A 24,347-nucleotide genomic window follows, 5' to 3' on the forward strand; every position below is an offset into this window, starting at 1 on the left:
CAAACATACATAAGTCTTACCCATCCTTGTCAAAATCCTTGTCGAACCAACTCTGCTCACTTATTTATCAATATTGACAACACAATATGTATAGTCAAATTATAAAGACAAAACACAAAGAGACGATATTCATAAAACTCTCATGCCACTAAGGTCTTATCTAAACGTAGTTAATACAACTAATGACAAAGTTTTAACAAATGTTCAACATGCCTTAACTATGCCAGTAAGGTTTAGCCTCTGTCAATTGTATACTGATATAAATTTTTTCATTTTCTCTGCTAAATATAGATACATACTTGACTTAACATAGTATTTACACTATTACACTTTTATATAATATTACTTATTTAATTAATAATAATATTAAAACAATACTCATAAAAAAAAGAATAGGTATCTATAGACGCCTATTCTATTAAATCCTGTATTAACAATATGTTACTAACATAGTATTTCAATATAACGCCAGTATATTGATACTAAAACGCCCTTTCTCCCATCACCAAAATCAACTAAAGCAATATCCAAGATATTGAAAAAACATACAAAAAACTAGCAAATTTTCTTCTTGATTATCACTAAATAATAGACGCATAAGTTTTCATAAAATCTATCTGACTTCGTAGTAACATTCATTGTAAATAATTCATTTAATATCGTTTTAGTACAAAATAGCATAGTACAGACTAGCTGTTATTCACCCAACTACTAACTGAATGAATCCACCGCCAACGACTAACCACATCATCACAATTGCTCCCAAAATCATCGGTTTGATGCCTGCCCGCTTGATAGCACTGATATGTGTGGTTAAGCCTAACGCCACCATTGCCATGGTCAATAGCCATTGGTCAAGTGTTAATAGCCCTTGTACGACAGTTTGTGGAATGATATTTAGTGAATTAACCGCCACCATTACGATAAAGAGAATAGCAAACCATGGAATGGTGATTTTATTGGCAAGTTTTTTTGTATTTTCTGAATGCTCTAAACTGTTTGTTGCATCTGTTGTATTGATAGCATTTGTATTATTGGTAACTTCAGCCATTTGCTGTTTGGTGGCTTGACGGCTGACAAAAATAGAAACCAATATCAAAAATGGTGCTAACATCATCACTCGTATCATTTTTGCTGTAACTGCAATATTTTCTACTTCATCATTGATTGCATGACCTGCCGCATAGACCTGTGCTACTTCATGCACACTTGAGCCGATATAAATGCCCCACTGTTTATCGACAAAATCCCACAGCCCCCAATGATACATGGCAGGATATAAAAATATTGCCAACGTACCAAAAATCACCACCACCGCAATGGCTACCGCTACTTTATCTGAGTCTGCTTTTAGTACTGGTTCAGTCGCAAGCACTGCTGCTGCCCCACAAATACTACAGCCCGCCCCCATTAAAATAGCGGTGTGTTGGTCAATGGCAAATACCTTGCAAGCCAATATATATGTTAACGCAAAAGTTGAGGTCAAAATCAAAGCATCAGCGACAATACTGGCAACTCCAACTTGACCAATTTGGCTTAATGTTAAATGAAATCCATATAAAATGATGCCTAGCTTTAATAGCTTTCCCTTACTAAATAGCACACCTGCATGACATTTATTTTCCCAGCGGGGATACAAGGTATTACCAACCAACATTCCTAATGCAATTGCTAAGGTTAAGGTGCTAAAACCCAAACTACTTAACCATGACACCTTACCTAATAGCATACACAACAAACTAATCGCCAAAACCAATATCAAGCCAATAATAAAGCTTTGACGATTATTTGGGTGATTTTGCTCTTTATTTATATTAATCGCAGTCATGGCATATCCTTTTTATATGAATTCGTTTATATGGATTTGTTATTAACGTTAGATTTAATCGAACAAATTGGAATAACATCATCATAACCTATTTTTTTATGACGAAAAAATAGATAATAGAAGTAATATCTATCGGTAAAAGTGATATACAATGAGTGAAGAACTCCGAGGAAGAATAATATGAGCTTACGCCTTACCTTGCGCCAATTAGAGATTTTTTGTGCCATTGTGCAAGCAGGCAGTACCAGTGGGGCAGGCAAAATGTTGGCATTATCACAATCTGCGGTCAGTAGTGGACTAAAAGACCTTGAAAATCAGCTTGGTATTTTGCTATTTGAACGGGTGGGAAAACGCTTGGTAAGTAATGAGCAAGGGCGATTGTTATATATCAAAGCAGTTGCCATGCTAGAGCAAGCCCAAGAAATACAAGGGCTGTTTGCAGGGGATGCAGGAGAGATTCACGTTAGTGCCAGTACGACCATTGGCAATTATTTACTGCCCCCTATTTTGGCGACACTGCGTCAACAATATCCCAAACTAACAGTACGGCTAACCGTTGCAAATAGTAATGATGTCATTGAGCAAGTGGCTCAGCTTGAGTGCGATATTGGCTTGATTGAAGGGCAATGTCAGCACCCAGATATTGCTACCCAGATTTGGCAATATGATGAGTTGGTGTGGTTTTGTGCCAGTGAATCGCAGTGGCTAGATGGTGACTTTCAATATCTACCCAGTCAATATTTACCTCAACATTCATCTAATCAGAACTCCCAGATTTCAGCTAACTCAGCAATTAGCTTGGCTGAATTGTTACAACTACCATTAATCATGCGTGAGGCAGGGTCAGGCACTCGTGGTTTGATGGAAATGAGCTTGGCGCAATATGGTTTGCATTTAACCACCAATCACCCAAAAAATTTAATGGAGCTGGGCAATTCAGAGGCGATTAAGCATTCGGTGATGTATGATTTGGGCATTGGCTGTCTGTCACAACATGTGCTACAAGATGTCTGGCAAACGGGGAAGCTACATGCCATTTGTACCCAAGAGCCAACGATAAAACGTCCACTCTTGTTGCTACAGCATCGGCAAAAGCATGACAGTTATGTACTAAGCTTGTTTAAACAGCAATTATTCACCTACTCTGATGCAAATATTTTTGCGTAAAATACTTGCTTTCACTAAAAAACCTGCTAGAATATGCAACCTCTACAGGCGTATAGCTCAGTTGGTTAGAGCGCCACCTTGACATGGTGGAGGTCGCTAGTTCGAATCTAGTTACGCCTACCAAGATTTTAAAAGCCCCAATCTTTTGATTGGGGCTTTTTTTGTATAAATTTCAAGGAATTAGGGGGATTATTTTTCTACTACATTTAATCACTTTTTATCTCTCATAAACTCTCAGGATATCCTTGGGGAGAATAGCAATGAAATTTTATAAAAAAGGAAATGAATATATCATATTGAATATGACTGGACATAAAAACAACTATCTTTCTACTGTATTCTCTGATGAAGAAAAGGAACATGATTTTATAGATATAGAAAGTAATAATAAATAAATATAAATAATAAAGAAATTAAGGTTTGGATAGAAAAATCCATTCAGAAAATAAATTTGAAGTTTGGTAAGATTTTTTTGTAAAAACTATCAATTATATATCATCTACTATCAAATAGTACATAAGCTAATTAAGAAAATCATAAATAATGGAGATATTGAAAGTTTATAAAGTTTCGCTTCCTTATTTCACCTAATAAAACAAGTATAGGCTAAGCATTTTGTCTAGCTAAATTGCAAATGTAATGTCATCACCAACCTATTACAAGGGCTATGGCTTAGCGACCCCATACCCATAGAAAACTACAGCCAGCAAGAAAAACAACTACAAGCACTAATCAACGACCAAACCGCCACCGCAGTCGCTACTTACTCGCCCCCCAACCAAACACAACAATGGGCAAGTATCGACCATTATCAAATCACCCCCTATACATGGAAAATACTTGACCTAGAGCTGACCGAAGCCAATGGCAAAACCTTTGATATCAGTATACTACGCCCCAACTGGTGGATACAGCAAGTTGGTGCACAAGCCATAGGTAACAAGTTTTATCTAGACATACCAGAAGTAGAACAAGGCTGGGCAATTGTCAAAGACATACGAATCAATCAGCTAGATACCAGAGTATGGGACGAACAGCGTACAGGCGACTTTGTCTATAGACCAGTGACCGCCACCTTTGAGCATGACAGTGACCAAGTCCTGCAACTATATTTTAATAACAATGAGCAACCATTAGAGGTGACACCAGAGCATCCGATATGGTCGGTTGATAAAAATGATTATGTGCCTGCTGGCAACCTAACGGTAGGCGAAACGGTAAAAACCCGTCAAGGCGTTACCACCCTACAGGGACGTCATAGACTTGCAGGTACGCATCGTGTTTATAACATTGAGGTGTATCGTGACCATAATTATATGGTGTCGCTGGATAGTATTCTGGTGCATAATAGTAAGATTCAAAGTGATACTACAACTAACTCTAATTTATCAATTGATAATGAATTATTACCAAGTAATTTAAGTGATATTAACATTGAGAATTTAAGGAGAAGATTAAATCTTTCTGATAAAGATACAGTTGCTGTAGCTAATACAGATATTGATGGATTGAGTACATTAGATGTATATGGTATTTCACCATCTGTTAGAAAAGAGGCTAACCTGCCTTCTTTAGATGAGCTATATGGTACAGAGAGACCTATAAAATCTCCCCGAACAAATGCTTTATTTACAAGACATGCTGAAGAAGATATCCTAAACTCTCTAGCAAATAGAATAGATAGCTTAAATCTTCCAGAACAAGATTTAGAAGGTAAAACCATAAATATACATATATCAAATCAAACAGGCATATGTACTGCTTGTTATCAAGGTTTAACGAATTCTAATGTTCCTGCAGGAGTTATTAAGCAGTTTAGTGAGCGTTATCCTACTCTTACAATAAATATTAGTGCAGAAGGTGGGAATGCACGTCCTAATCGTAATATTCTTTCAATTCGTAATGGCAAAATACTGGAATAATTTACTATGCTGTATAATGATTTTATTTTATTAAATGATATAAATAAAGCAGAAGCACTTTTATATATATCTAATATAGCTTGTAAGGAGTTAGAAAACAATACCCCCATTTACTCTCAAGCAAAAACTGCATTATTTTTATCAGAGAAATTTATCAAAGAAAATTTTCAAAATGTAGATGCTATTGAACTTTCAAGTTATTTAAATAATCCTGATGAAAAAAAAGATTTAGGTATGTTGATTTGTAGTGCAAAAAATAAAAAAGAACAATTAGCTCTTGATGTAATAATTTATACAGTTGGATTTATTTCTAAAATAGCACATGAAAAAACAAAAACTACAGAAAAGATGCCTGAACCTGTAGTAGAGGCAAGTGCTGACGTGGTTTATAACGCATTTAAATCATATTCTGAGATGAAGAGGATAGTGTGAAATATAAAAGAATAATGCTTTATAAAGAAAAAATATATGAAAATCGTGACGAAACGAAACCAAGTATAGAGGATAACCTAAATGCTCTTAGTAAAGAACAGGCTGAAAAAGTAGCAATATATTTAGAATCAGGACATATATTATTAAGTTTTGTCAGTCCAACAATTGATCCCTTTGATCAGAAAACCCGCCTACCTGTCGTTATATATACAGATGGTGTATACATATGGGATTCTATTATTATTCATTGGGTTAAGAGCTATAGAGTAAAACTACCTGAAGAATTTCTTGCTCATGTATCAAAACATCAAACAGTTCCAAATATTGACCTAAAGGCATTAGGTGGAATAACAGTGATGGGAAAAAATTTAGAGTATTTATGGCTTGAAAGTTGATATTAATAGTAGTTACAAATGAATATATACCCTTATACTAAAATGAATCCAAATAAATCATCATTAATCAAAAAGATGAACGAGCTTATATTGGCATATGCTGATGATATTGTACCAGTAAATCGAAATATCATTGTTAATTTTTTTAAAGAGAGGAACATACCCTGTCGAAAAGATTATATCGACTTTTTAGCAAGATTTGGTGGTAATTACTCTTATTTTCTTAAAAAATATAATTTTGATTGTACATTTCAAGAGATAAGTGAAATATATATAGAAGAGCCAGCAGAAGAAATGCCAAGCAATGACTATGCACTAATATCCAACCATACTTTTGCTGATTTTTATTTTATTGAATATAGCACAGGTCATATTTATAGACCATCTATTGATATAGAAGGAAACTATATATTTAAATATTACGCGTATAAAGACATTGATTCGTTTTTATGGTGTCAACTGTATTACACCTATTATAAGGAGTTTACAACCCAAGTCATACATCACCTAACGGATGCAGAATTAAATAAATTTTTTATTGACTATCATGATTATTTATTAGTGGGCTTTCCTGATAGCACTGCTGGAAGCTATTTTAAAGATAACAAAATATATGCTCACACATCTAATACCAATATTATTGAAGAGCATATCTTATCTGATGATTTTGTCCGTAAGCTTTATAAATAAAGACTTTTAAGGCTGTTTGCTAAGTTTTATTTTTTATCAGATAGTAAAAGCTATGAATCCAAATAAATCATCATTAATCAAAAAGATGAATCAGCTTATGCTTGAATATGCTGATGATATCGTCCCTGTTGAGCGTAATAGGGTTGTTAATTTTTTTAAAGAGAGGAACATACCCTGTCGAAAAGATTATATCGACTTTTTAGCAAGATTTGGTGGTAATTACTCTTATTTTCTTAAAAAATATAATTTTGATTGTACATTTCAAGAGATAAAGGAGATTTATCTTGAAAATGCAGTATATGACCCTGTGCCACCAGATGGTTATTGTATTATAGGTAACCAATTAATAGTAGATTGGTTTGTTATAGAAAATAGTACTGGAAGAATATTTAACGACTATCCTACCAAGGATGACCCTATTATAGGTAAAGCAGACTTTGAAAATATTGATATTTTTCTTTGGTGGTTTTTATATGGTACTTATTCTGATAATTTTATTGCCAACTTTTCCCTACATGAAAATATAGTAAATTTAGATAAGTATTTGACCTCGAATAGAATAGAGCTAATATTTTATGGTACAAAATACTTTATTGATGAAGGTAAGGTATATATCTATTATGAAAATAGTCATAAACTTTATATACATATCCTTACTGATGACTTTGTAAAACGGCTTTATGAGTAACTGTTTTAAACAGCTTTCTATCTATGAGATAACACTTAACTATAAAAGATGAATCATGCACCCAAATAAATCATTATTACTCAAAAAGATGAATGAGCTTATATTGGCATATGCTGATGACGTTGTACCAGTGGATCGCAATATCATTGTTAATTTTTTTAAAGAGAGGAACATACCCTGTCGAAAAGATTATATCGACTTTTTAGCAAGATTTGGTGGTAATTACTCTTATTTTTTTAGATCAGAAGGCAGTGGTTATGACTGTACTTTTCAAGAGATAAGTGAAATATATCTTGAAGAGCCACCAGAAGAAATGCCAAGCAATGACTATGCACTAATATCCAACCATACTTTTGCTGATTTTTATTTTATTGAATATAGTACAGGTCATATTTGCCAACCCTATTCTGATAACGAAGGAAATTGGACATATGAATATTATTCATATAAAGATATTGATTCGTTTTTATGGTGTCAACTGTATTACACCTATTATAAAAACTTTACTACTGAAATCATTCATCATCTCACTGATGCAGAATTAAATAAATTTTTTATTGACTATCATGATTATTTATTAGTGGGCTTTCCTGATTGCACTGCTGGAAACTATTTTAAAGATAACAGGATATATGGACATAGTTCAAATACTAATATAATTAGGGAATATATTCTATCGGATGAGTTTCTTCGTAAGCTTTATAAGTGATTAAAAATCTATTAATCAAATAGAGAATAAATAAAACAATGAGTTATATAGAAGAAGTTGCCCAAGGTAGATGGTATCAACCTGAGTTGGTAAAAGGCTATAGTGAAGATGAAATCAAACAAATAGAAGCACTTTATAGTATTTGTATTCAAGGGGAGTTTAAACAGTTTATGCGCTGTATGGGACGTTCTTCGGGAGGGCTATTAGCAGAAAGAACTATGATGCTATATAACTTACAGCCCAGATCACATATGATACGCTATAAGGCTTATAATGATGAGCTTTTACATTATAGTGGTTATGACTTTTCCTATAAAAACTCTTTTTTCTTTGCTTGTATTTGGGAAACTAATCTATATTTTTTAAAAACAACTTCTAATAATCCAGATAGAGTCTATCATTATTCAGAAGGTTCAGAAGATATATCAGATACAGGTCAAAATTTTACTGAATTTTTAAAAGGTGTGGTACTTGATTTTGGTTATGATACCCCACAAGACTTGCAATACCGTTATACTGGAGAGTTATTACCACAATCAACCCATATTGGTGCAGAATATGTGGACGATTATCTAAATAAACAACAGGCTTATATTAATGAATTAATCAAAATTCATCCTAACCGCCACTATGATATCACCCAAATCAAAGGTTATAGCTTAAGTGAAATATCAGCATTTGAACATGTTTATGAAATTCAGATTACTGGACAGCTTAAAGACTTTATGCACTATATGGGGCGGTCATCTGGTGGGTTACTAAGTGATGATTTTATTTTTTATAATAAAATGAGTTTAATAGAAAAAGTATATTATATTGACAGCGTTTTAGAAAATAAATGGAGAGACCCAGATAATTATAGCCAAGACGATAGATGTTTTATATTTATGACTTATAAACGAGATAATCATTTCTTTTTAGTGACCAATCGTAAAGATGCAGATATGGTGCATCATTATAATAGCTATGACCAAATTTTAGCCAAAACAGGTAAAACCTTTTTAGAGTTTATCAAAGAAGTGATTAAATATAGCTAAATGATAGGACTGGCTTATAAAGAGGTATTAAAAAAGGCGGATAGCTCAAACTATTTTATAGATACACCAAACCAAGCTTAAGTCGAAATGGGCGAAATATTTGGTTTAGTGTATCAACGCTATAATTGCCCTTGTCATTTTCTACATCAGATAATGTTTTGCGTGATACCTTAACCAACTTAGCAAACCTATCTTGCTTAACCCCCAATACTTGTATTCTTAAGACTTTTAACGCTTCTCCTTGTGTTATTTCTCCTGCGTGCAGACGTTCAATAACTTTATCTATCGCTTGGGTACGCGCTTGAATATCTATAGTAGGCATGCCATCAGAGGCACGTTGCCTACTGCCATCTATCAAGTTATCTAAATCATCGCCATTAGTTTGCGTGTTGTGTTGATTGGGTTGCATAAATCTCTCTAAATTAGCTGTGCTAAATAACTGCTTGTTCTAAATAATTACTTGTACCAAATAACTGTTTGTTTCAATTTAGTTACTTCTAGCTATTCCTAGTTATTAAAAGCCATCAGAGTAATCGCCATTTTTTTAATTTATCTGGCAGTGCCTCAAAGCCGAGACTAGGAAAGTCTAAAATACGCTTGGCAACACCGCGAGCTTGCAAACGCTGTTTTAAATCCACCAGTTGCTCTGCGGTTGTTTTTAACTCTGCTAATAATTTATCTGGGTCAATAAGATCAGCTAACGTTTGTGCAATTAAATCAAAGCGATATTCACCACCAGATTCTAACTGCTTGGGGGTCATATTCTGGGCAGTAAATGTGTGGTTGTCATGTTGCCATTTTATGGTTCGTACAATACCTTCAGGGTCTGCCTTCATAGGGGCAAAGTCATATATCGGTGCAAGCCAAATGGCATGTTCATCACGCATAAACGCTGTATTTCGACCATGATTATCAGAGTTGCCAAAAGCAATATTTAGCAGGTCACGGCGTACCCATTCCATCACAAATGCTTGTCTATCAAAAATAAAACCATCTTTAACCAGTTGTGAGTCTTCAATTATCTTAATTAACTGACGAATTACTTGCTCATGGTTTAAATATGACCCAGTGCCTTTTTTTAGCATGCTATAGACAGACTCCATTGCAACCCTTTGGGTATTACCTGCGTCATCAATCTTAATATCAAATCTTGGCAACCATAATGAGGGGTATCGTTCTCCTTCAATCAATCGCATATCTTGAGTGGCAATCGTATTTATCCCCATTGCCGTTAATTCATGATAAAAATGATATTCTGCTCTTAAAATATCACAATCTATCGCCTGACGAATACCACGCGGATATTTAACTAAATAATACTTATCGACACTATCTGCCAACTGGTGATTATCAATCCAAATCGCCTCATCACTTTGCCAACGCAATAATAATTTGGGGGCTTCACCACCTGCACCAGTTGCGCCTCCTGCCATTGCTCCATGTTCACTGGCATATTGCAAAAAATTAACATCTCTATTTTTTATATCAGTTAGGTGAAATTTTTTTGGCTCATGGTTATCAATATCTGTGATGGACTCTTTAATACGTAAATGTCCAACAGGTGCAATGGTGGCTCTTTTTAACAGCTCATAATCTTGTTCTGCCTTAGACAAACGAGATAAATCAAGGCGTTGCATCCAATAACGTCTGCTTGCCCCTGCTGGAATAATATCATCTAAAAAAGGTAACCAATGCCCCTCATACACAACAGGATAGGCAACCAGTTCAACAGGATAATTAATAGAGGTGGCAAAATGATTATCCGCTAAGAAATGTTCAAATGAATATTCTTGCAGATAAACAAAGGACTGAATTTGTTTACCATCATCAAATTCAATAATAGCAATATCTTGCCAATGTTGATTAATAAAGGCTTGTAGAGTGAGAGGTTGTGTTGCCATAATGACACCAAATTTAAGCGTATTATATTACTCATTATAGAGCATAAGTTATATATTATGATAGTTATATCACGCATAAACCTCATTAAACTTAAATAGTGAGTGATTTATTACTCATAAAATAAATTAATAACCGCTCACCTTAATAACAAACCTCATAACTGGTACTACGCCCAGATGCCTCAGATTTTTTTAGCATACCTTTTTCTATCAAATCATTGATATCACGTAAAGCCGTATCAGGAGAACACTTCATCATGGTTGCCCATTTTTTGGTGGTTAATTTGCCATAAAAATGGGTTAATAAAATATTAAGCATTTTCACTTGACGTTCATTAAGCGCATGGTGGCGATGAGTCTGCCAAAACTGTGCTTTAGCAATGATTTTATCTGTTGTTTGATGTGCTTCAATTAGTGCAAGCTCTAAAGTCTTAACAAACCAAACCAGCCAATTTGTAATGTCCATATCCCCTTTTTGCGTCCGCTCTAATATCTGATAATAGTCATTGCGTTGGTTTAAAATCTGGGCTGACATACTATAAAATCTCTGTGTACTATTATCGCTTTGGGCTAAGATACGCTCAGTAATTGCCCGAGTCAGACGACCATTGCCATCATCAAATGGATGTATGGTAACAAACCATAAGTGAGCAATCCCAGCTTTAAGCACCAAATCCAAATTGCCCTGAGAGTGACTATCTGTATTTAACCAAAGTAAAAATTTATCAACCTCATCAGCTAATCTATCGGCACTGGGGGCGACGAAATGTACTTTTTCTCGACCATAACCACCAGACACGACCTGCATCATCCCCTTACTATCATCACGAAATCGAGCAACATTAATCTGATAAAGACCACTTCTACCATCAGGAAATAATGCATAATGCCAAGTATATAACTGCTCTAAGGTTAACGGTTGATTAAAATCACTGGTAGCTTGTAGCATCATTTCTACTATGGCATCAATTTTACGAGTGGGTGCTGGCAGACCCGTCATATCGACACCCAAATGATGTGCGACTGAGAATCTGACTTGCTCAGAGTTTAACATCTCGCCCTCAATCTCTGAGGTTTTAACCACCTCTAATGTCACCGCATCTAATTGTGCTTCAGCATTTAAATCAAAGCCTAACGTAGATAGTTTTCCCAATAAACTACCTTGTAATAGCCGTACTCGACTAACTAGTGGCAATAATGTCGAATCTGACCATTGCCATTGTGTCCAATCCTCCCGTTGATGAAGATAAGTGATATGTCTCATTGATACCTACTATATGGCTACTTAATTATGCATAGATTAATTAATATAATCACCGCATATTATGCAGAGATAAATCAAAGTATTCAACGCATTTTATTATTAGACAAGATAGGATTGAGAGAAAAAATTCTAAACTAGGCAAGATTAGCAAATAATCTTAGCTAGAAAATGGGGATTACCAGCGGATAAAATTAGGTTTTTATAAGCCAAAAAGTTATTGTTAGCACGAACAGAAAAGAGGGAAGTGGTGGTCAAAACTATTGTTAAGGACGGTCAATTGACAGTACCTAAATACGAGTTAAATTTTATTACATATTAAACTATGAATGAGATATACTCAGATTTGTTCAGCTATAAACCTTAAAATACAAGGGCTGTAGTATAATATCATTTTAAGTGGTTTGCTGGATTGACCTTGACATGGTGGAGGCGTTAATAGTCAACATCCATTATAGTCAACTTTTGCTTAACCTCTTGCCAAGACTGGTAACTAAAACTATTATATTACCAATATATTATTTATATTTTATAATAATTTATAAAAACTAAACAATAATAGCTTTCATAAATGATTTTGCTTTAAAAAAGTAAATAATTTTAGTTTACATGATAGCGACTGTGTTAATCTTAGAATACAGTCGTATTTTATCAGTCTATGTTATATAACATATAGAATGACTAAATCGTTATCATGGTCTAATAACATCATATTTGGGTGGTAACAAGGAGAAAATGTACGATGTCAGAAGCTTTTACAATATTCATTACAAGAATAAGCTCGTACCCCACCATTGTTTTTACAGGGCTAGTGATGTTTGTCACGCTATATTGGCTTGTTTCGTTGATTGGCTTAGCAGATATGGATACTGTAGATATTGGTGACTTTAATGCAGATTTAGGTGCAGACGTTGGTGGTGATGTTTCTAATGTCGGCCACCAAACTTCAGTAGGTGGCTTTACAGGGATATTACTCAAATTTGGGCTATATGGTGTGCCCTTAATCGTTATTTTATCTTCAATCAGCTTGATTGGCTGGCTACTTAGCTATTTATATACCAGCTTTCTGCATCAATGGATGAGCTCTGGTATTTTATACTATGCATTTGGCACGGGTGCGCTAATATTGGTATTGGTCATTTCTATGTGGCTAACTGGCATTATTATTTCCCCTATCCGTAAAAATATTGCTAAAATTCCTAAGCGTAATGCTTCCAGTAATATTGGAAAAGTTGCAACTGTACGTACGTTAACGGTTACTGACAAGCATGGCGAGGCTGAGTTAAATGATGGCGGTGCAGGGTTGATTCTAAAAATTCGTCAGCTTGATGAGCTTCAGCACCCATTAAAACAAGGTGATAAAGTTGTATTGGTCGAATATATTCAAGAGCTTAATGCTTATCGAGTTATACCAAACCAAGATTCACAGGATAATAAACCTTCGATATAAGTTAAATAACTTAGGACGTTGATAACCAGTACACACGATATAATCAATAAATTAATATTAATAAAACACACTTAAACTGATTAAATTGAACAAAAAACGGTCAGAAATGACCAAAGAAACAATGTATCCACCATATAAATAGTCACTGACTCCTTTATAAACCACATTGTTTTGCCTTCTTATGTTCGATTTTAAGGTTTTAGCCAAAGGAGTAACAATGCATACACTTTTCATCGTTGGCGCAATAGTTGTGCTGATATTTATTATCATGATGGTCATGCTATTAATGCTTAAAGCCTTTTATTTTAAGGTTGAGCAAGGTACAGCACTGATTATTAATGGTGTTAATAAAATAGCAGTACGCTTTGATGGGGGCTTTGTTTGGCCAGTTATCAATAAAAAGGAATTGATGAGAATCTCGCTAATCACCCTAGAGGTTGATAGACGAGGAAAAGAGGGCTTAATTTGTGCTGATAATATGCGTGCTGATATTACAGTCGCCTTTTATTTACGGGTTAATGAAACGGAAGAAGACGTTTTAAAAGTTGCAAAATCGGTTGGGGTCGATAGAGCCTCAGATAAAGTAGCTGTTAATGAGCTATTTAATGCCAAGTTTTCTGAAGCCTTAAAAACTGTTGGTAAGCAAATTGATTTTGTCAAACTGTTTGAAAACCGCAGTGAGTTCCGTGACAAAATCGTCCAAGAAATTGGTAATGACCTAAACGGTTATGTACTTGAAGATGTTGCCATTGACTATTTAGAGCAAACGCCAAAATCATCTCTCGACTCTAGCAATATCTTAGATGCTGAGGGTATCAAAAAAATCACCCAGCTAACTGCTTCTCAAAACGTCATCACCAATGAGCTAGAGCGTGATGAAGAGCTGGCAGTGAAAAAGAAAAATGTTGAAACGGCTGAAGCCATGCTTGAGCTAGAGCGTCAGCAAGCTGATGCCGAAGCCAAACAAAAGCGTGAAATTGCCTCAGTCATTGCCCGTGAGACAGCAGAAACTCGCAAAATCGAAGAAGAAGAGCGCAAAAGATCTGAAACAGCCGTTATTATGGTTGAGCAAGATTTGGCAGTGCAACGTGAAAACCAACAGCGTGAAATTGAAGTTGCAGAGCAAAACCGCCTACGTGCTGTTGTCATTGAGCAAGAAAAAGTTACCCGCGCCCGTGATTTAGAAATTGTTTCTCGTGAGCGTGAAGTCGACTTACAGCGCATCGAAGCAGAAAGAGCCATTGAGCTTGAGAAAAAAGAGATTGCCAATGCCATTCGTGAGCGCATTGCGGTTGATAAAACCGTTGCTCAGGAAGAAGAGCGCATCAAAGAAGTGCGCGAAGTCAGTGAAGCTGACCGTGCCAAACAGACTCGAGTACTTGCTGCCGAAGCGGAAGCTGAAGAAGCCAAAGTTAGACAGGTCAAAAAGGCGGAAGCTGAAGAGTTGGCTTCAAAACATAAAGCATTGGAAATCACTACTCTGGCAACAGCAAACTTAGAAGCGGCTGCTAAAGAGGCTGAAGCGAAAATTAAGCTGGCAGAAGGTATCAAAGCAGAAGAGTCTGCACATGGATTTGCCGAAGCGGCCATTCAAGAAGCCAAAGCTGGCTCACTGGAAAAAGAAGGTCTGGCTAAAGCTAATGTCATTAAAGCCACTGGTCAAGCGCAAGCGCAATCAGAGCGTGAAATTGGCTTGGCAGATGCTGAAGTTATCGCTGCTCGTGGAGAATCAAAAGCCAGAGCTGAGCGTGAAATTGGTCTGGCAGATGCTGAAATCATCGCTGCTCGTGGTGCATCGACAGCACAAGCAGAGCGTGAAGTTGGTCTTGCCAAAGCAGAAGTCACTCGTGAGCACTTCAAAGCTGAAGCTGATGGTCTGGTCGAGAAGTTCAATGCGATGGGTAGCATGAGTAAAGATGCCCGTGAGCATGAAGAGTTCCGTATGGGCTTAGAGACTGCCCTACAAGAAGCGATGGCTTCTATTGAGGCAGGTAAAGAAATTGCTAAAGAAAATGCTGAAGTATTGGCAACTGCCCTATCTAAAGCGAAAATTGATATTGTCGGTGGTGAAGAGCATTTCTTTGATAACTTTGCTAAGTCGTTATCTATTGGTAAAGCCATTGATGGTCTGGCAGGCAAGTCAGATACTCTAGGTGGTATCATCAATAGTGTGATGGCAAACCAAGTGGCAAATCGACTAAAAGCCAATGAGAAAGTCGATGATAAAGCGACTAACAATAATGACCAGCAATAATCCATAATCTGTCATTTGTATGACGGATTATTATGAGTCAATATATTAATAAATCAATAAATAGGGCGTGTTTAGCACGCCCTAAGCCGATTAAAACCTAACAACCCACATTGATTTTCCCATAGCCAATTCTCTTATTAATGCCAACAATGGACGAATAACAATGGCAGATACGCAAAACTCAAATAACATAGAAAACTCAGAAAACCTAAACCCAGAAGACAGCGCCAGTCAAGCCGTTGCTTCAGGTAATGCTTATGAGCTGATAAAAAGACGTCTGATTGAGCAAGGTAGCCGTTTAGAGACACTGACTGCAAAGCTAAATAATGCCCGTTTATCTGAGTTTGGCAGTACCCAGATGCAGGTCATCGCTCGTACTCGTATTCGCACTGAGCATAACTGTGTGGCACAAGATATGGTACAAGTCGGCGATTATTTGTTGTTTGGCTACAATGTATTTATGGGGCTAAAGCGTGTCACCAACATCAAAGATGTACTGTCATTATATCGACTGGTTGAGCCTGCCAATAGCAACGATGCCGATGCAGAATATCAGTTAGAAGAAGTTGACCAGTCAGAGACTTTTTTAAACCAGCCTGCCTTTGTGCAAGACTTTAATGAGCTGTATCGCTATTATAAACAGACCCGTCTAATTCAGCTCACAGTCAAAGACAGCAAGTTATTGCTAGCCTTTCAGATTGGTGAGCGTATCAGTGATATTCGAGTTTTTCGCTTTGCCTTAGACTTTAGTGACAGTGTCTCTAAATCAGAACAAATTTCGTATATTGATAATCGAGGTGAACGTGATATTGAGCTTCCACCTGCCTATGATTTTGACTGGGTAGAGACCACTCGAGACCAGATGGTCAATGGTAAGCACCCACATATGAATATCCTTGATACGCTGTTTGTGGAAACGCTTGGTGGCGATTTGACCATTAAGATTGAGGATAATACAGAGTCAGGGCTAGGCATCTATAGTGAGCCTGTCAATGACCGTACTCAATCTCTAACAGATGCTGAGATTGCTTATGCCAAAGTTGGCAGTCTGATTTTACTAAAAATCTTACCCTATCGTGAAGAAAAGCATCGTTATTTTGTTTATAACACTTTAACCGAGACAGTATTACGCTTAGACGCCATTGGTCAGTCGTGCGTACAATTACCAGAAGACCACGGCATTATATTCCCCGGTGGCTACTATCTACAAACTGGGGAATACAAACTATTTGATAAACAACAAAATACAGATGCTAAAAACTTAAAATTCAAACGGAAAATCATCTCACCCAATGGTGAAGATGTACTGTTTTTATTCTATGATGTGGCGATGGGTGTGACAGGATTATTTGCTTATAACCTCATCAAAAAGCAACTGACAAACCCCATCTATTGTAATGGTATGGCACTGGCAGATAATGGGCGCTTAGTACTGTTTAATGCCCAAAGTGAGCCAACTCGTATCCATCCAATGCAAATCTGGCATACTCCCTATGCCTCACCCGAATATGTGAGCGAACTGCCTGAAAGCACCAGCTTTTATGGCAAGATTGGTAACAAAGAGCTGGTGCGAGGTATTTCAGACCTCTACAGCATTACTCGTTTGATTGATAATCAAAGTGTATCTCAAAAGCTATATGAAGAGCTTGCTGATAATACCAGCAAACTTTTTGATAGTTATTATTGGCTATCAGAGCCTGAGCTAACTGAGATTGCAGATAGCATTCGTGAAGTCACAGCAACCGCAGAGCTGGTTATTGATGAATTTGCCAAAGTGCAAAGCATTCAAAAGCAAACACAAACTGCATTAGCCAAAGCCGAAGCTGAGCAAAATGAGATTCTTAGACAAATTCGAGTCACTACTTTTGAGTCAGCAAGTGACTATGTTGACCAGTTGTCGGCATTAAGACGACAAAAAGGTCACTTAATTAGCTTAGAAAACTTACGCTATTTAGATAAAGAAAAGCTAGAAACACTACAAGCACAGATTGAAGACAGCGAAAGTGAGCTGGCAGAAAAAACCGTGACTTATTTAAGCGGTGATGATGCCCTATCTAGTTATGATGCCATTTTAAAAGATGTCAATGAGCGTCTTAACACTGCTGAAACCAATGCTGAGCTGACACCAGTGCTGGAGCTTATTGACGAAACGGCGCAGGGACTAGACTTGCTGACCGAGCTTTTAGGCACACTAGATGTTGCTGATGCCACTGTACGCACACAAATTATTGATGATATTTCTAGCATTTATTCTCAGCTTAACCAAAACAAAGCCAAACTTAATCATAAACGCAAAAACTTAGGCTCAGCCGAGGCAGTGGCACAGTTTGGCGCACAATTTAAACTGTTTAGCCAGTCAATTGCCAATGCCTTATCCATTGCCAATACTCCTGAAAAATCAGATGAGCAAATGGCAAAACTGCTGGTGCAATTAGAAGAGCTAGAAAGTCAGTTTGTTGACCCTGAAACCAATATGGGTGAGCAGTTTTTAGCCGATATCATCAGCAAACGTGAAGAAATTTACGAAACCTTTGAAAACCATAAGCAACAATTGCTTGATGCCCGTAACCGCAAAGCGCAAAACCTAGGTGATGGTGCGCTTAGAATGTTAGAGAGTATCAAAAAACGTACTCAAAGCACTGGTGTCACTGGCTTTAAAGATGAAGACAGCCTAAACACCTATTTTGCCTCAGATGGCTTAGTACAAAAAGTACGAAACATCGCCAAAGAGCTACAGCAAATGGGCTTTAGCGTCAAAGCGGATGATATTGATGCACGCCTAAAAGCCATTCAAATTGAAAGCTATAAAAGCCTTAAGGATAAATCCGATTTATTTGAGGACGGCGGACAAGTTATCAAACTGGGTAAACACCGTTTTTCGGTCAATACTCAACCATTGGACTTAACGCTATTAAGCCGTCAACAGTCTGATGGCAAGCAGGTACTCAACCTACATCTTACTGGAACAGATTACTACGAAACACTGGATAATCCTGCTCTAAATGCCCTACGCCCTTACTGGAATATGAATATCGCTTCTGAATCTGATACGGTTTATCGTGCAGAATACTTGGCTTATAGCATCATTGAAAGTGCTAAAAATGGTCAAGATGGTTTGAATGAAGCCCGTCTCTATCAAGCCTATGATGAAAGCCTTATCAGTATGGATAGCACTGGCAAAATTGATGAAGATAGCCCTTTATCTAAGTTGGTTAAAAACTATGCCACCCCCCGTTATCAGCTTGGTTATGAAAAAGGCATTCATGACCATGATGCCACCTTGTTACTAATGCAAATCTTACCCACTTTGCGAGAAGCAGGATTGCTGATTTATACGCCACAAGTTCGGGCTTTAGCACAGGTATTTTATTGGCAACTGCACCTAGTACAAACCTTAATAACGCAAGGGCTATCTTTCAGTGACTTACAGCAGTTTGGCTACGACTCATGGCTCAATGATGCTGTATTGACCCGTATTAATAACTGGTCTGACCGTGCCATCACTGCTGAACAGCTACGCAGTACATTGGGTAGCGATACAGCCAAAGCCTTACTGGTCGATGATATCAGCAAAGTCATGATAGATTTTGTGAATGCTTATCGTGATAACAATCATCACAGCGACAACCGTGACAATAGCAGTAATAGCGATAATAGCAATAATCTATCAACTAACGAATCAGATACCCACTCAGACTCAAAGCATAATCAAGCGCATGCCCTGATGGAAAGCAGTATTTTTAACACCCATCACGTTCAGCTTGCCAGCGAATACTTAGTCAGTGTGATGGGACAAGCTGATGCACCAAACGCCCCCTTGCACTGGCAAACCAGTCAAAAAGCTCAGCAACTCTATGAACAGCTACAACAAATCTTAAATAACTCTTTGACGACCTCAGTACAAAGTGGACGCAAAGCCAGTATTGACCAGCTACAGGCATCCATTGCCAAGCTAAGCTTTCAACCCAAATCTGCCTATGAGCTACTGGCAACATGGTTTTATGCCCTACTGGATAAAACCTATGCAGATAACAACCCTTTAAATACTCAGACTGACAATACAGACACAGATACAATAGACACTGAGGCACTGAGTGCAGAGCAACTGGCAGAGCAACAGGAAAAACTTGCCCTACAACAGCAACAGCGAGAAATTGGTCGCCATTATGTTCCTGAAGCGATTGCTATTTTACTGACACAGTTAAATGAGCAACAACGAGAAGAACTGGCACAACGTCTTATCAGCTCTGGTGTACGCTTTAATAAACGTACCACTGGCTCACAGTCAACCCTAGCGCCTTCTTCTTTAACCAGTATCAACAATCCACTAAATCAACTACATAGCTTTGAGCGTAGTACAGGAAAAATTTCCCTAGAAATCGAAGTAGATAATCTATTGGGTGAACATCAGAACATTCATCAGCAACGGCTGACTTTTGCAGTTGATGACTTTTTAAACCGTCTGCATCAGCATCATACCCAAGTTATTCCTGCATATAAGCACTACCTTGCTTTACGCTCTGAAATTTTGCGAACTGCCAAAGAGACTCTTAGACTGGCAGAATTTATGCCTCGCCCGTTATCCTCATTTGTGCGTAACCGCTTGATTAATGAAAGCTATTTACCACTTATTGGTGATAATCTTGCCAAACAGATGGGGACGGTTGGTGATGATAAGCGCAGTGACCTCATGGGCATCTTGATGATGATATCACCACCGGGTTATGGTAAAACCACACTGATGGAATATGTGGCAAACCGTCTGGGGCTGATTTTTATGAAGATTAATTGCCCTTCATTAGGGCATGAGGTCACCTCACTAGACCCAGAAAAAGCACCCAATGCCACAGCACAAGAAGAGTTAAAGAAAATCAACCTTGCCTTTGAAATGGGCAATAATGTCATGCTCTATCTAGATGACATACAGCATACCCATGCTGAATTTTTGCAAAAATTTATCTCACTAGGTGATGGTACACGCCGTATTGATGGCGTATGGCAAGGCAAAACCAAAACCTACGACATGCGAGGTAAAAAGTTTTGCGTGGTCATGGCAGGAAACCCCTATACCGAAAGTGGCGAAGCATTCAAAGTCCCAGACATGCTTGCCAACCGTGCCGATATCTACAACTTAGGCGACATCATGAGTGGTATGGAAGAAGTATTTGCCCTAAGTTATATTGAAAATGCCTTAACCTCTAATGCGATACTCGCTCCCCTTGCCAACCGTGATATGGCAGATGTTTACCACCTTATCAGAATGGCAAAATCTGATAATGCCAATAACATACAAGCTCAAAGCAGTGAGCTGTCCTATCCTTACAGCACCTCAGAGATTAATGAAATTCTTGCCATCTTACGGCATATGTTTGCTATCCAAGAAGTCATTCTTGATGTCAACCAAGCCTATATCGCCTCTGCCTCGCAAGATGATAAATATCGGGTCGAACCAATATTTAAACTGCAAGGCAGTTACCGCAATATGAACAAGATGACTGAAAAACTCTCAGCCGTAATGAATAAGGACGAGCTTAACCAGCTTATTGATGACCACTATTTAGGTGAATCACAACTACTCACCTCTGGCGCTGAAAGCAACCTGCTAAAACTGAGTGAAATGCGCGGTGTCATGACCGAAAGTGACGCCCAACGCTGGGCGCAGATAAAAGCAGACTTCTTGCGCAATAAAGCCATGGGTGGTGATGATGCAGACGTCGGAGGGCGCATTGTTGCTCAGCTTGTGGATATGGCAAATGGATTTAGTGCCATCAATACCCAGTTTGATAAATATCTTAGCCAAAATGACCCTGAGCAAATGGCTGAACAACAACAAACCCGCCAGCAGACCCAATTTGAAGCCCAAAAACAACTGCTAGAGGGATTTGCAAATCACCTAACAACGCAACTAAGCAGTAATGCCCAAACTGTGAGTGGTGACATTGCCAGCAGTATTGATAATGGCTTTGAAAAAAGTATGAATCAACTATTACAAATCTATCAGCATGACCATAAAACCGAAAGTGACTACCTAAAACAAACGCAACAAGCACAAAGACAACTGATGATAAAGCTGGTCACGGCTGTTGAGCAGTTGGCGCAAAAGATGGCAGAAAGCCTATCAACCACACTGCTTGAAAACAGTACCAATAGTACCAATACAGCAGAAAACTCAGCAGACATGGCATCTACGCATCAAATCAGTGAATCAGACATCAATCAGCAAAGCACCATTATGGCAAACGCATTTCAACAGGCCTTACAGCCCCTTATCAACCGACTGGATGAAAAGCTACTGATTGATAACAGCACTGACCAATCAGGAAAACTTATTGTCAACTGCTTAACTCGGCTTAATCAGATTATTGATGAATATGAAGAGTAGAGCCTAGAGCCTAAGCGCTATAGTCAGCGGAGTTATACCAAGTAAACCATAAACAATAAAAAACCCACAGCACAATGATAATAGATACTGTGGGTTTAGTCAGTGTGGTTAATCAATAACTCTGATTAGTTGCGAATAAACTGTCCTGTCATGGTATTGATAACAACTTTACGTTTTTGTTGCCCTTGCAGAACCTCAATCTCATAAACTGCCTGACCATTTTCGATATCAAACTCTGCTTCAATAACATGCCCTCTTTGCTTAGCACGCTTTATGGCATCAGATAAGCTAATAGTAGATTGTTTTAGACGGTCATATTTTACTTTATCATCTCTATCTAATCTCTCTTGCTTATGCTCTAATACATTACCTGTATTTGCATCAACTTTTAACTCCATTTTAGTTGTCGTAGAGACAAGCTTAATCTCATACACACCTTTACGGGTTGTATCATCATAATCAAACTCAATACTTGACAGCTCACCATTAAAATTTTGCTGAGCAACTGCAATCGCTTGCTCTATTGTCACCGTACTTTGTACCACTGCTGTCACTTTATTAGCATCAGCACTCTTAGCAGAAGCAACTGTGCCAACACCTGACAAGCCAAATGCAAGGATAACTGAAGTAACCAAAGTTGATAACTTTTTCATAAAAACTTTCCTTATGCTGATAAAAAAGTATATTACTGACCCCTGACAATTAGGGAAATCCCTTTAAAGCATCAAGGAAGCACATCATACAACATTAACAGCAAAAAAAACCAATCAACTTTTTAATTTTTACAACTTAAATAAAATTATCACAGTTAAATAATGAATGGAGACAAAAAATATGGCAAATATACAAATAAATTGTTGACTGTCTATGACAACACAATCTAGCTTTACTTAAAAAATCAAAGAACAGTCTTTAACAAATATGACTACATAATACAGCTAAACAATACAAGTAAATATACATAAAAAGTGATAACTATTATCATTTGCTTTTGGTGTACGCCTAAGTATAATGACAACATCAATTTCATTCCAAACTTAATATTCAACCAAACACAACCAACTAAACTCAACAACGTGATTTTCAATAAGGTCATTTATCATGAGTCAAAAAATATCTCTACAAGAAAAAAATACCCCTCTTTGGCAAAACTACCAAGACAAAAAAGGCAATGACCGTATGTTATTCCCCACAGAAGGTGCAAATCTTCTGGGTGTGAGTGAACTTGAACTGCTACTTGCCTCTCCCAATAGCCAATATATGGGAACAGACTGTAAAGCAGTGCTCTTGCAATTAGAAGAATTTGGTGTGGTTGAAAGCATCGTCAGAAATGCACTGGCAGTCCATGAAAAATCTGGACTGTACCACAATCTAAAGCTGGGAGAGAAAATGGGACTGGCACTCAATGTTGGCGGGCTAGACTTACGATTTTTTATGTGGCAATGGAAACATATGATAGCCATGACAGATACCAGCAATGCTGAACGTCCTTCCTATAGTGTGCAGTTTTTTGACGGCAGTGGTCATGCAATTGATAAAGTCTTTTTGCGGGAACTTAGTGCAGAAAATATCAATAAATGGCAACAAATGATTGCTGAACAATGTCAAGAAGTGCAGAGCCTAGACAGTATCGAGCTAGAGCCTAAGACCAAACCAACAGCATGGCAATATAAAGCCCTAGAAGATGAAAAGCGCCAAGAACTGCAAAGCCAATGGCAACAAATGACCGATGTGCATCAGTTCCATTTTTTACTCAAAAAACTAGAGATTGACCGTGCCAGTAGCTACTATCAAGCACCAGAAGGCATGGCAACACCCCTAAAAAAAGAAGCCTTTGCCTCGCTATTTGAGCAGGCACGTGATGCGCAGTGCTCTATCATGATTTTTGTTGGTAATACAGGCATGGTACAAATACAAACAGGGCAAGTGCATCAATTAAAACGCATCGGTGACTGGTATAACATCTTAGATAAAAAAGACACTCAGTTTACCCTACATCTAAAAGACCAAGACCTAGCACAAGTCTGGTGTGTTAAACGCCCCACTAAAGATGGTATTGTCACCTGTATCGAAGGTTTTGACCAATATGGCACCAGTATTTTAACCGTCTTTGGAGAGCGTATTGAAGGTGAACCTGAGCAAGCCATCTGGCAAGAAATCACTCAATCGTTAGTCTCACAATTTCAACTATCAGACAACAGCCAAAATGTGCAATAAAAATAGGATACAAA

General features: G+C 37.5%; 17 protein-coding genes and 1 tRNA gene. 13 read left to right on the forward strand and 5 right to left on the reverse strand.

Annotated features, from left to right (window positions below; genetic code table 11):
* Nucleotides 1-700: 700 nt before the first annotated feature.
* Complete coding sequence (locus FHK88_RS05685; protein WP_227429779.1) at nucleotides 701-1,828, reverse strand: YeiH family protein; 1,128 nt, start codon at nucleotides 1,826-1,828, stop codon at nucleotides 701-703.
* 180 nt (nucleotides 1,829-2,008) lie between these two features.
* Between FHK88_RS05685 and FHK88_RS05690 the strand changes: the two genes are divergently transcribed.
* The 9 genes from FHK88_RS05690 to FHK88_RS05730 all read left to right on the forward strand — a co-directional run bounded on the left by FHK88_RS05690 (nucleotide 2,009) and on the right by FHK88_RS05730 (nucleotide 8,868).
* On the forward strand, nucleotides 2,009-2,995 hold the full coding sequence (locus tag FHK88_RS05690; protein WP_227429780.1) for a LysR substrate-binding domain-containing protein: 987 nt from the start codon (nucleotides 2,009-2,011) through the stop codon (nucleotides 2,993-2,995).
* A gap of 46 nt (nucleotides 2,996-3,041) precedes the next feature.
* Nucleotides 3,042-3,118: transfer RNA gene (locus tag FHK88_RS05695), tRNA-Val, on the forward strand.
* 878 nt (nucleotides 3,119-3,996) lie between these two features.
* Nucleotides 3,997-4,917 (forward strand): Hint domain-containing protein, encoded by a 921-nt coding sequence (locus tag FHK88_RS05700; RefSeq protein WP_227430071.1) that lies wholly within the window; start codon nucleotides 3,997-3,999, stop codon nucleotides 4,915-4,917.
* 6 nt (nucleotides 4,918-4,923) lie between these two features.
* On the forward strand, nucleotides 4,924-5,349 hold the full coding sequence (locus tag FHK88_RS05705) for an Imm6 family immunity protein (RefSeq protein ID WP_227429781.1): 426 nt from the start codon (nucleotides 4,924-4,926) through the stop codon (nucleotides 5,347-5,349).
* Entirely contained in the window at nucleotides 5,346-5,744 is a 399-nt protein-coding gene (locus FHK88_RS05710) for a hypothetical protein (RefSeq protein ID WP_227429782.1), read from the forward strand. The genes FHK88_RS05705 and FHK88_RS05710 overlap by 4 nt, the downstream gene beginning before the upstream one ends.
* An 18-nt stretch (nucleotides 5,745-5,762) precedes the next feature.
* Nucleotides 5,763-6,434 carry a hypothetical protein gene (locus FHK88_RS05715; RefSeq protein ID WP_227429783.1) on the forward strand — a complete coding sequence of 224 codons (672 nt, stop codon included), beginning with the start codon at nucleotides 5,763-5,765 and terminating at the stop codon, nucleotides 6,432-6,434.
* 52 nt (nucleotides 6,435-6,486) lie between these two features.
* Nucleotides 6,487-7,122: a hypothetical protein gene (locus FHK88_RS05720; protein WP_227429784.1), complete on the forward strand. Its 636-nt coding sequence runs from the start codon at nucleotides 6,487-6,489 to the stop codon at nucleotides 7,120-7,122.
* A 55-nt stretch (nucleotides 7,123-7,177) separates the two neighbouring features.
* A complete protein-coding gene (locus FHK88_RS05725; protein WP_227429785.1) occupies nucleotides 7,178-7,831 on the forward strand; it encodes a hypothetical protein in 654 nt (217 codons plus the stop codon).
* A 38-nt stretch (nucleotides 7,832-7,869) separates the two neighbouring features.
* Nucleotides 7,870-8,868, forward strand: a complete 999-nt coding sequence (locus tag FHK88_RS05730; protein ID WP_227429786.1) for an SMI1/KNR4 family protein — start codon at nucleotides 7,870-7,872, stop codon at nucleotides 8,866-8,868.
* Nucleotides 8,869-8,923: 55 nt separating this feature from the next.
* On the opposite strand, the gene FHK88_RS05735 is transcribed toward FHK88_RS05730, so the two are convergent.
* The 3 genes from FHK88_RS05735 to FHK88_RS05745 all read right to left on the reverse strand — a co-directional run bounded on the left by FHK88_RS05735 (nucleotide 8,924) and on the right by FHK88_RS05745 (nucleotide 12,033).
* Nucleotides 8,924-9,277, reverse strand: coding sequence for a helix-turn-helix transcriptional regulator (locus FHK88_RS05735; RefSeq protein WP_264480623.1), 354 nt, complete (start codon nucleotides 9,275-9,277; stop codon nucleotides 8,924-8,926).
* Between the two features lie 115 nt (nucleotides 9,278-9,392).
* A complete protein-coding gene (locus FHK88_RS05740) occupies nucleotides 9,393-10,769 on the reverse strand; it encodes a type II toxin-antitoxin system HipA family toxin (protein ID WP_227429787.1) in 1,377 nt (458 codons plus the stop codon).
* A gap of 142 nt (nucleotides 10,770-10,911) precedes the next feature.
* Nucleotides 10,912-12,033, reverse strand: coding sequence for a Fic family protein (locus FHK88_RS05745; RefSeq protein ID WP_227429788.1), 1,122 nt, complete (start codon nucleotides 12,031-12,033; stop codon nucleotides 10,912-10,914).
* 739 nt (nucleotides 12,034-12,772) lie between these two features.
* Here FHK88_RS05745 and FHK88_RS05750 point away from each other — a divergent pair.
* The 3 genes from FHK88_RS05750 (at nucleotide 12,773) to FHK88_RS05760 (ending at nucleotide 22,116) form a co-directional block, all read left to right on the forward strand.
* A complete protein-coding gene (locus tag FHK88_RS05750; protein ID WP_227429789.1) occupies nucleotides 12,773-13,480 on the forward strand; it encodes a hypothetical protein in 708 nt (235 codons plus the stop codon).
* Nucleotides 13,481-13,697: 217 nt separating this feature from the next.
* A complete protein-coding gene (locus tag FHK88_RS05755; RefSeq protein ID WP_227429790.1) occupies nucleotides 13,698-15,734 on the forward strand; it encodes a hypothetical protein in 2,037 nt (678 codons plus the stop codon).
* 163 nt (nucleotides 15,735-15,897) lie between these two features.
* Complete coding sequence (locus tag FHK88_RS05760) at nucleotides 15,898-22,116, forward strand: DNA repair ATPase (RefSeq protein WP_227429791.1); 6,219 nt, start codon at nucleotides 15,898-15,900, stop codon at nucleotides 22,114-22,116.
* A gap of 125 nt (nucleotides 22,117-22,241) precedes the next feature.
* On the opposite strand, the gene FHK88_RS05765 is transcribed toward FHK88_RS05760, so the two are convergent.
* Nucleotides 22,242-22,769, reverse strand: coding sequence for a PepSY domain-containing protein (locus tag FHK88_RS05765; RefSeq protein WP_227429792.1), 528 nt, complete (start codon nucleotides 22,767-22,769; stop codon nucleotides 22,242-22,244).
* A gap of 448 nt (nucleotides 22,770-23,217) precedes the next feature.
* On the opposite strand from FHK88_RS05765, the gene FHK88_RS05770 reads away from it, so the two are divergent.
* On the forward strand, nucleotides 23,218-24,333 hold the full coding sequence (locus tag FHK88_RS05770; protein WP_227429793.1) for a ChuX/HutX family heme-like substrate-binding protein: 1,116 nt from the start codon (nucleotides 23,218-23,220) through the stop codon (nucleotides 24,331-24,333).
* Nucleotides 24,334-24,347 lie beyond the last annotated feature (14 nt).

The organism is Psychrobacter sp. I-STPA6b, from assembly GCF_020662265.1.
Taxonomy (GTDB): domain Bacteria; phylum Pseudomonadota; class Gammaproteobacteria; order Pseudomonadales; family Moraxellaceae; genus Psychrobacter.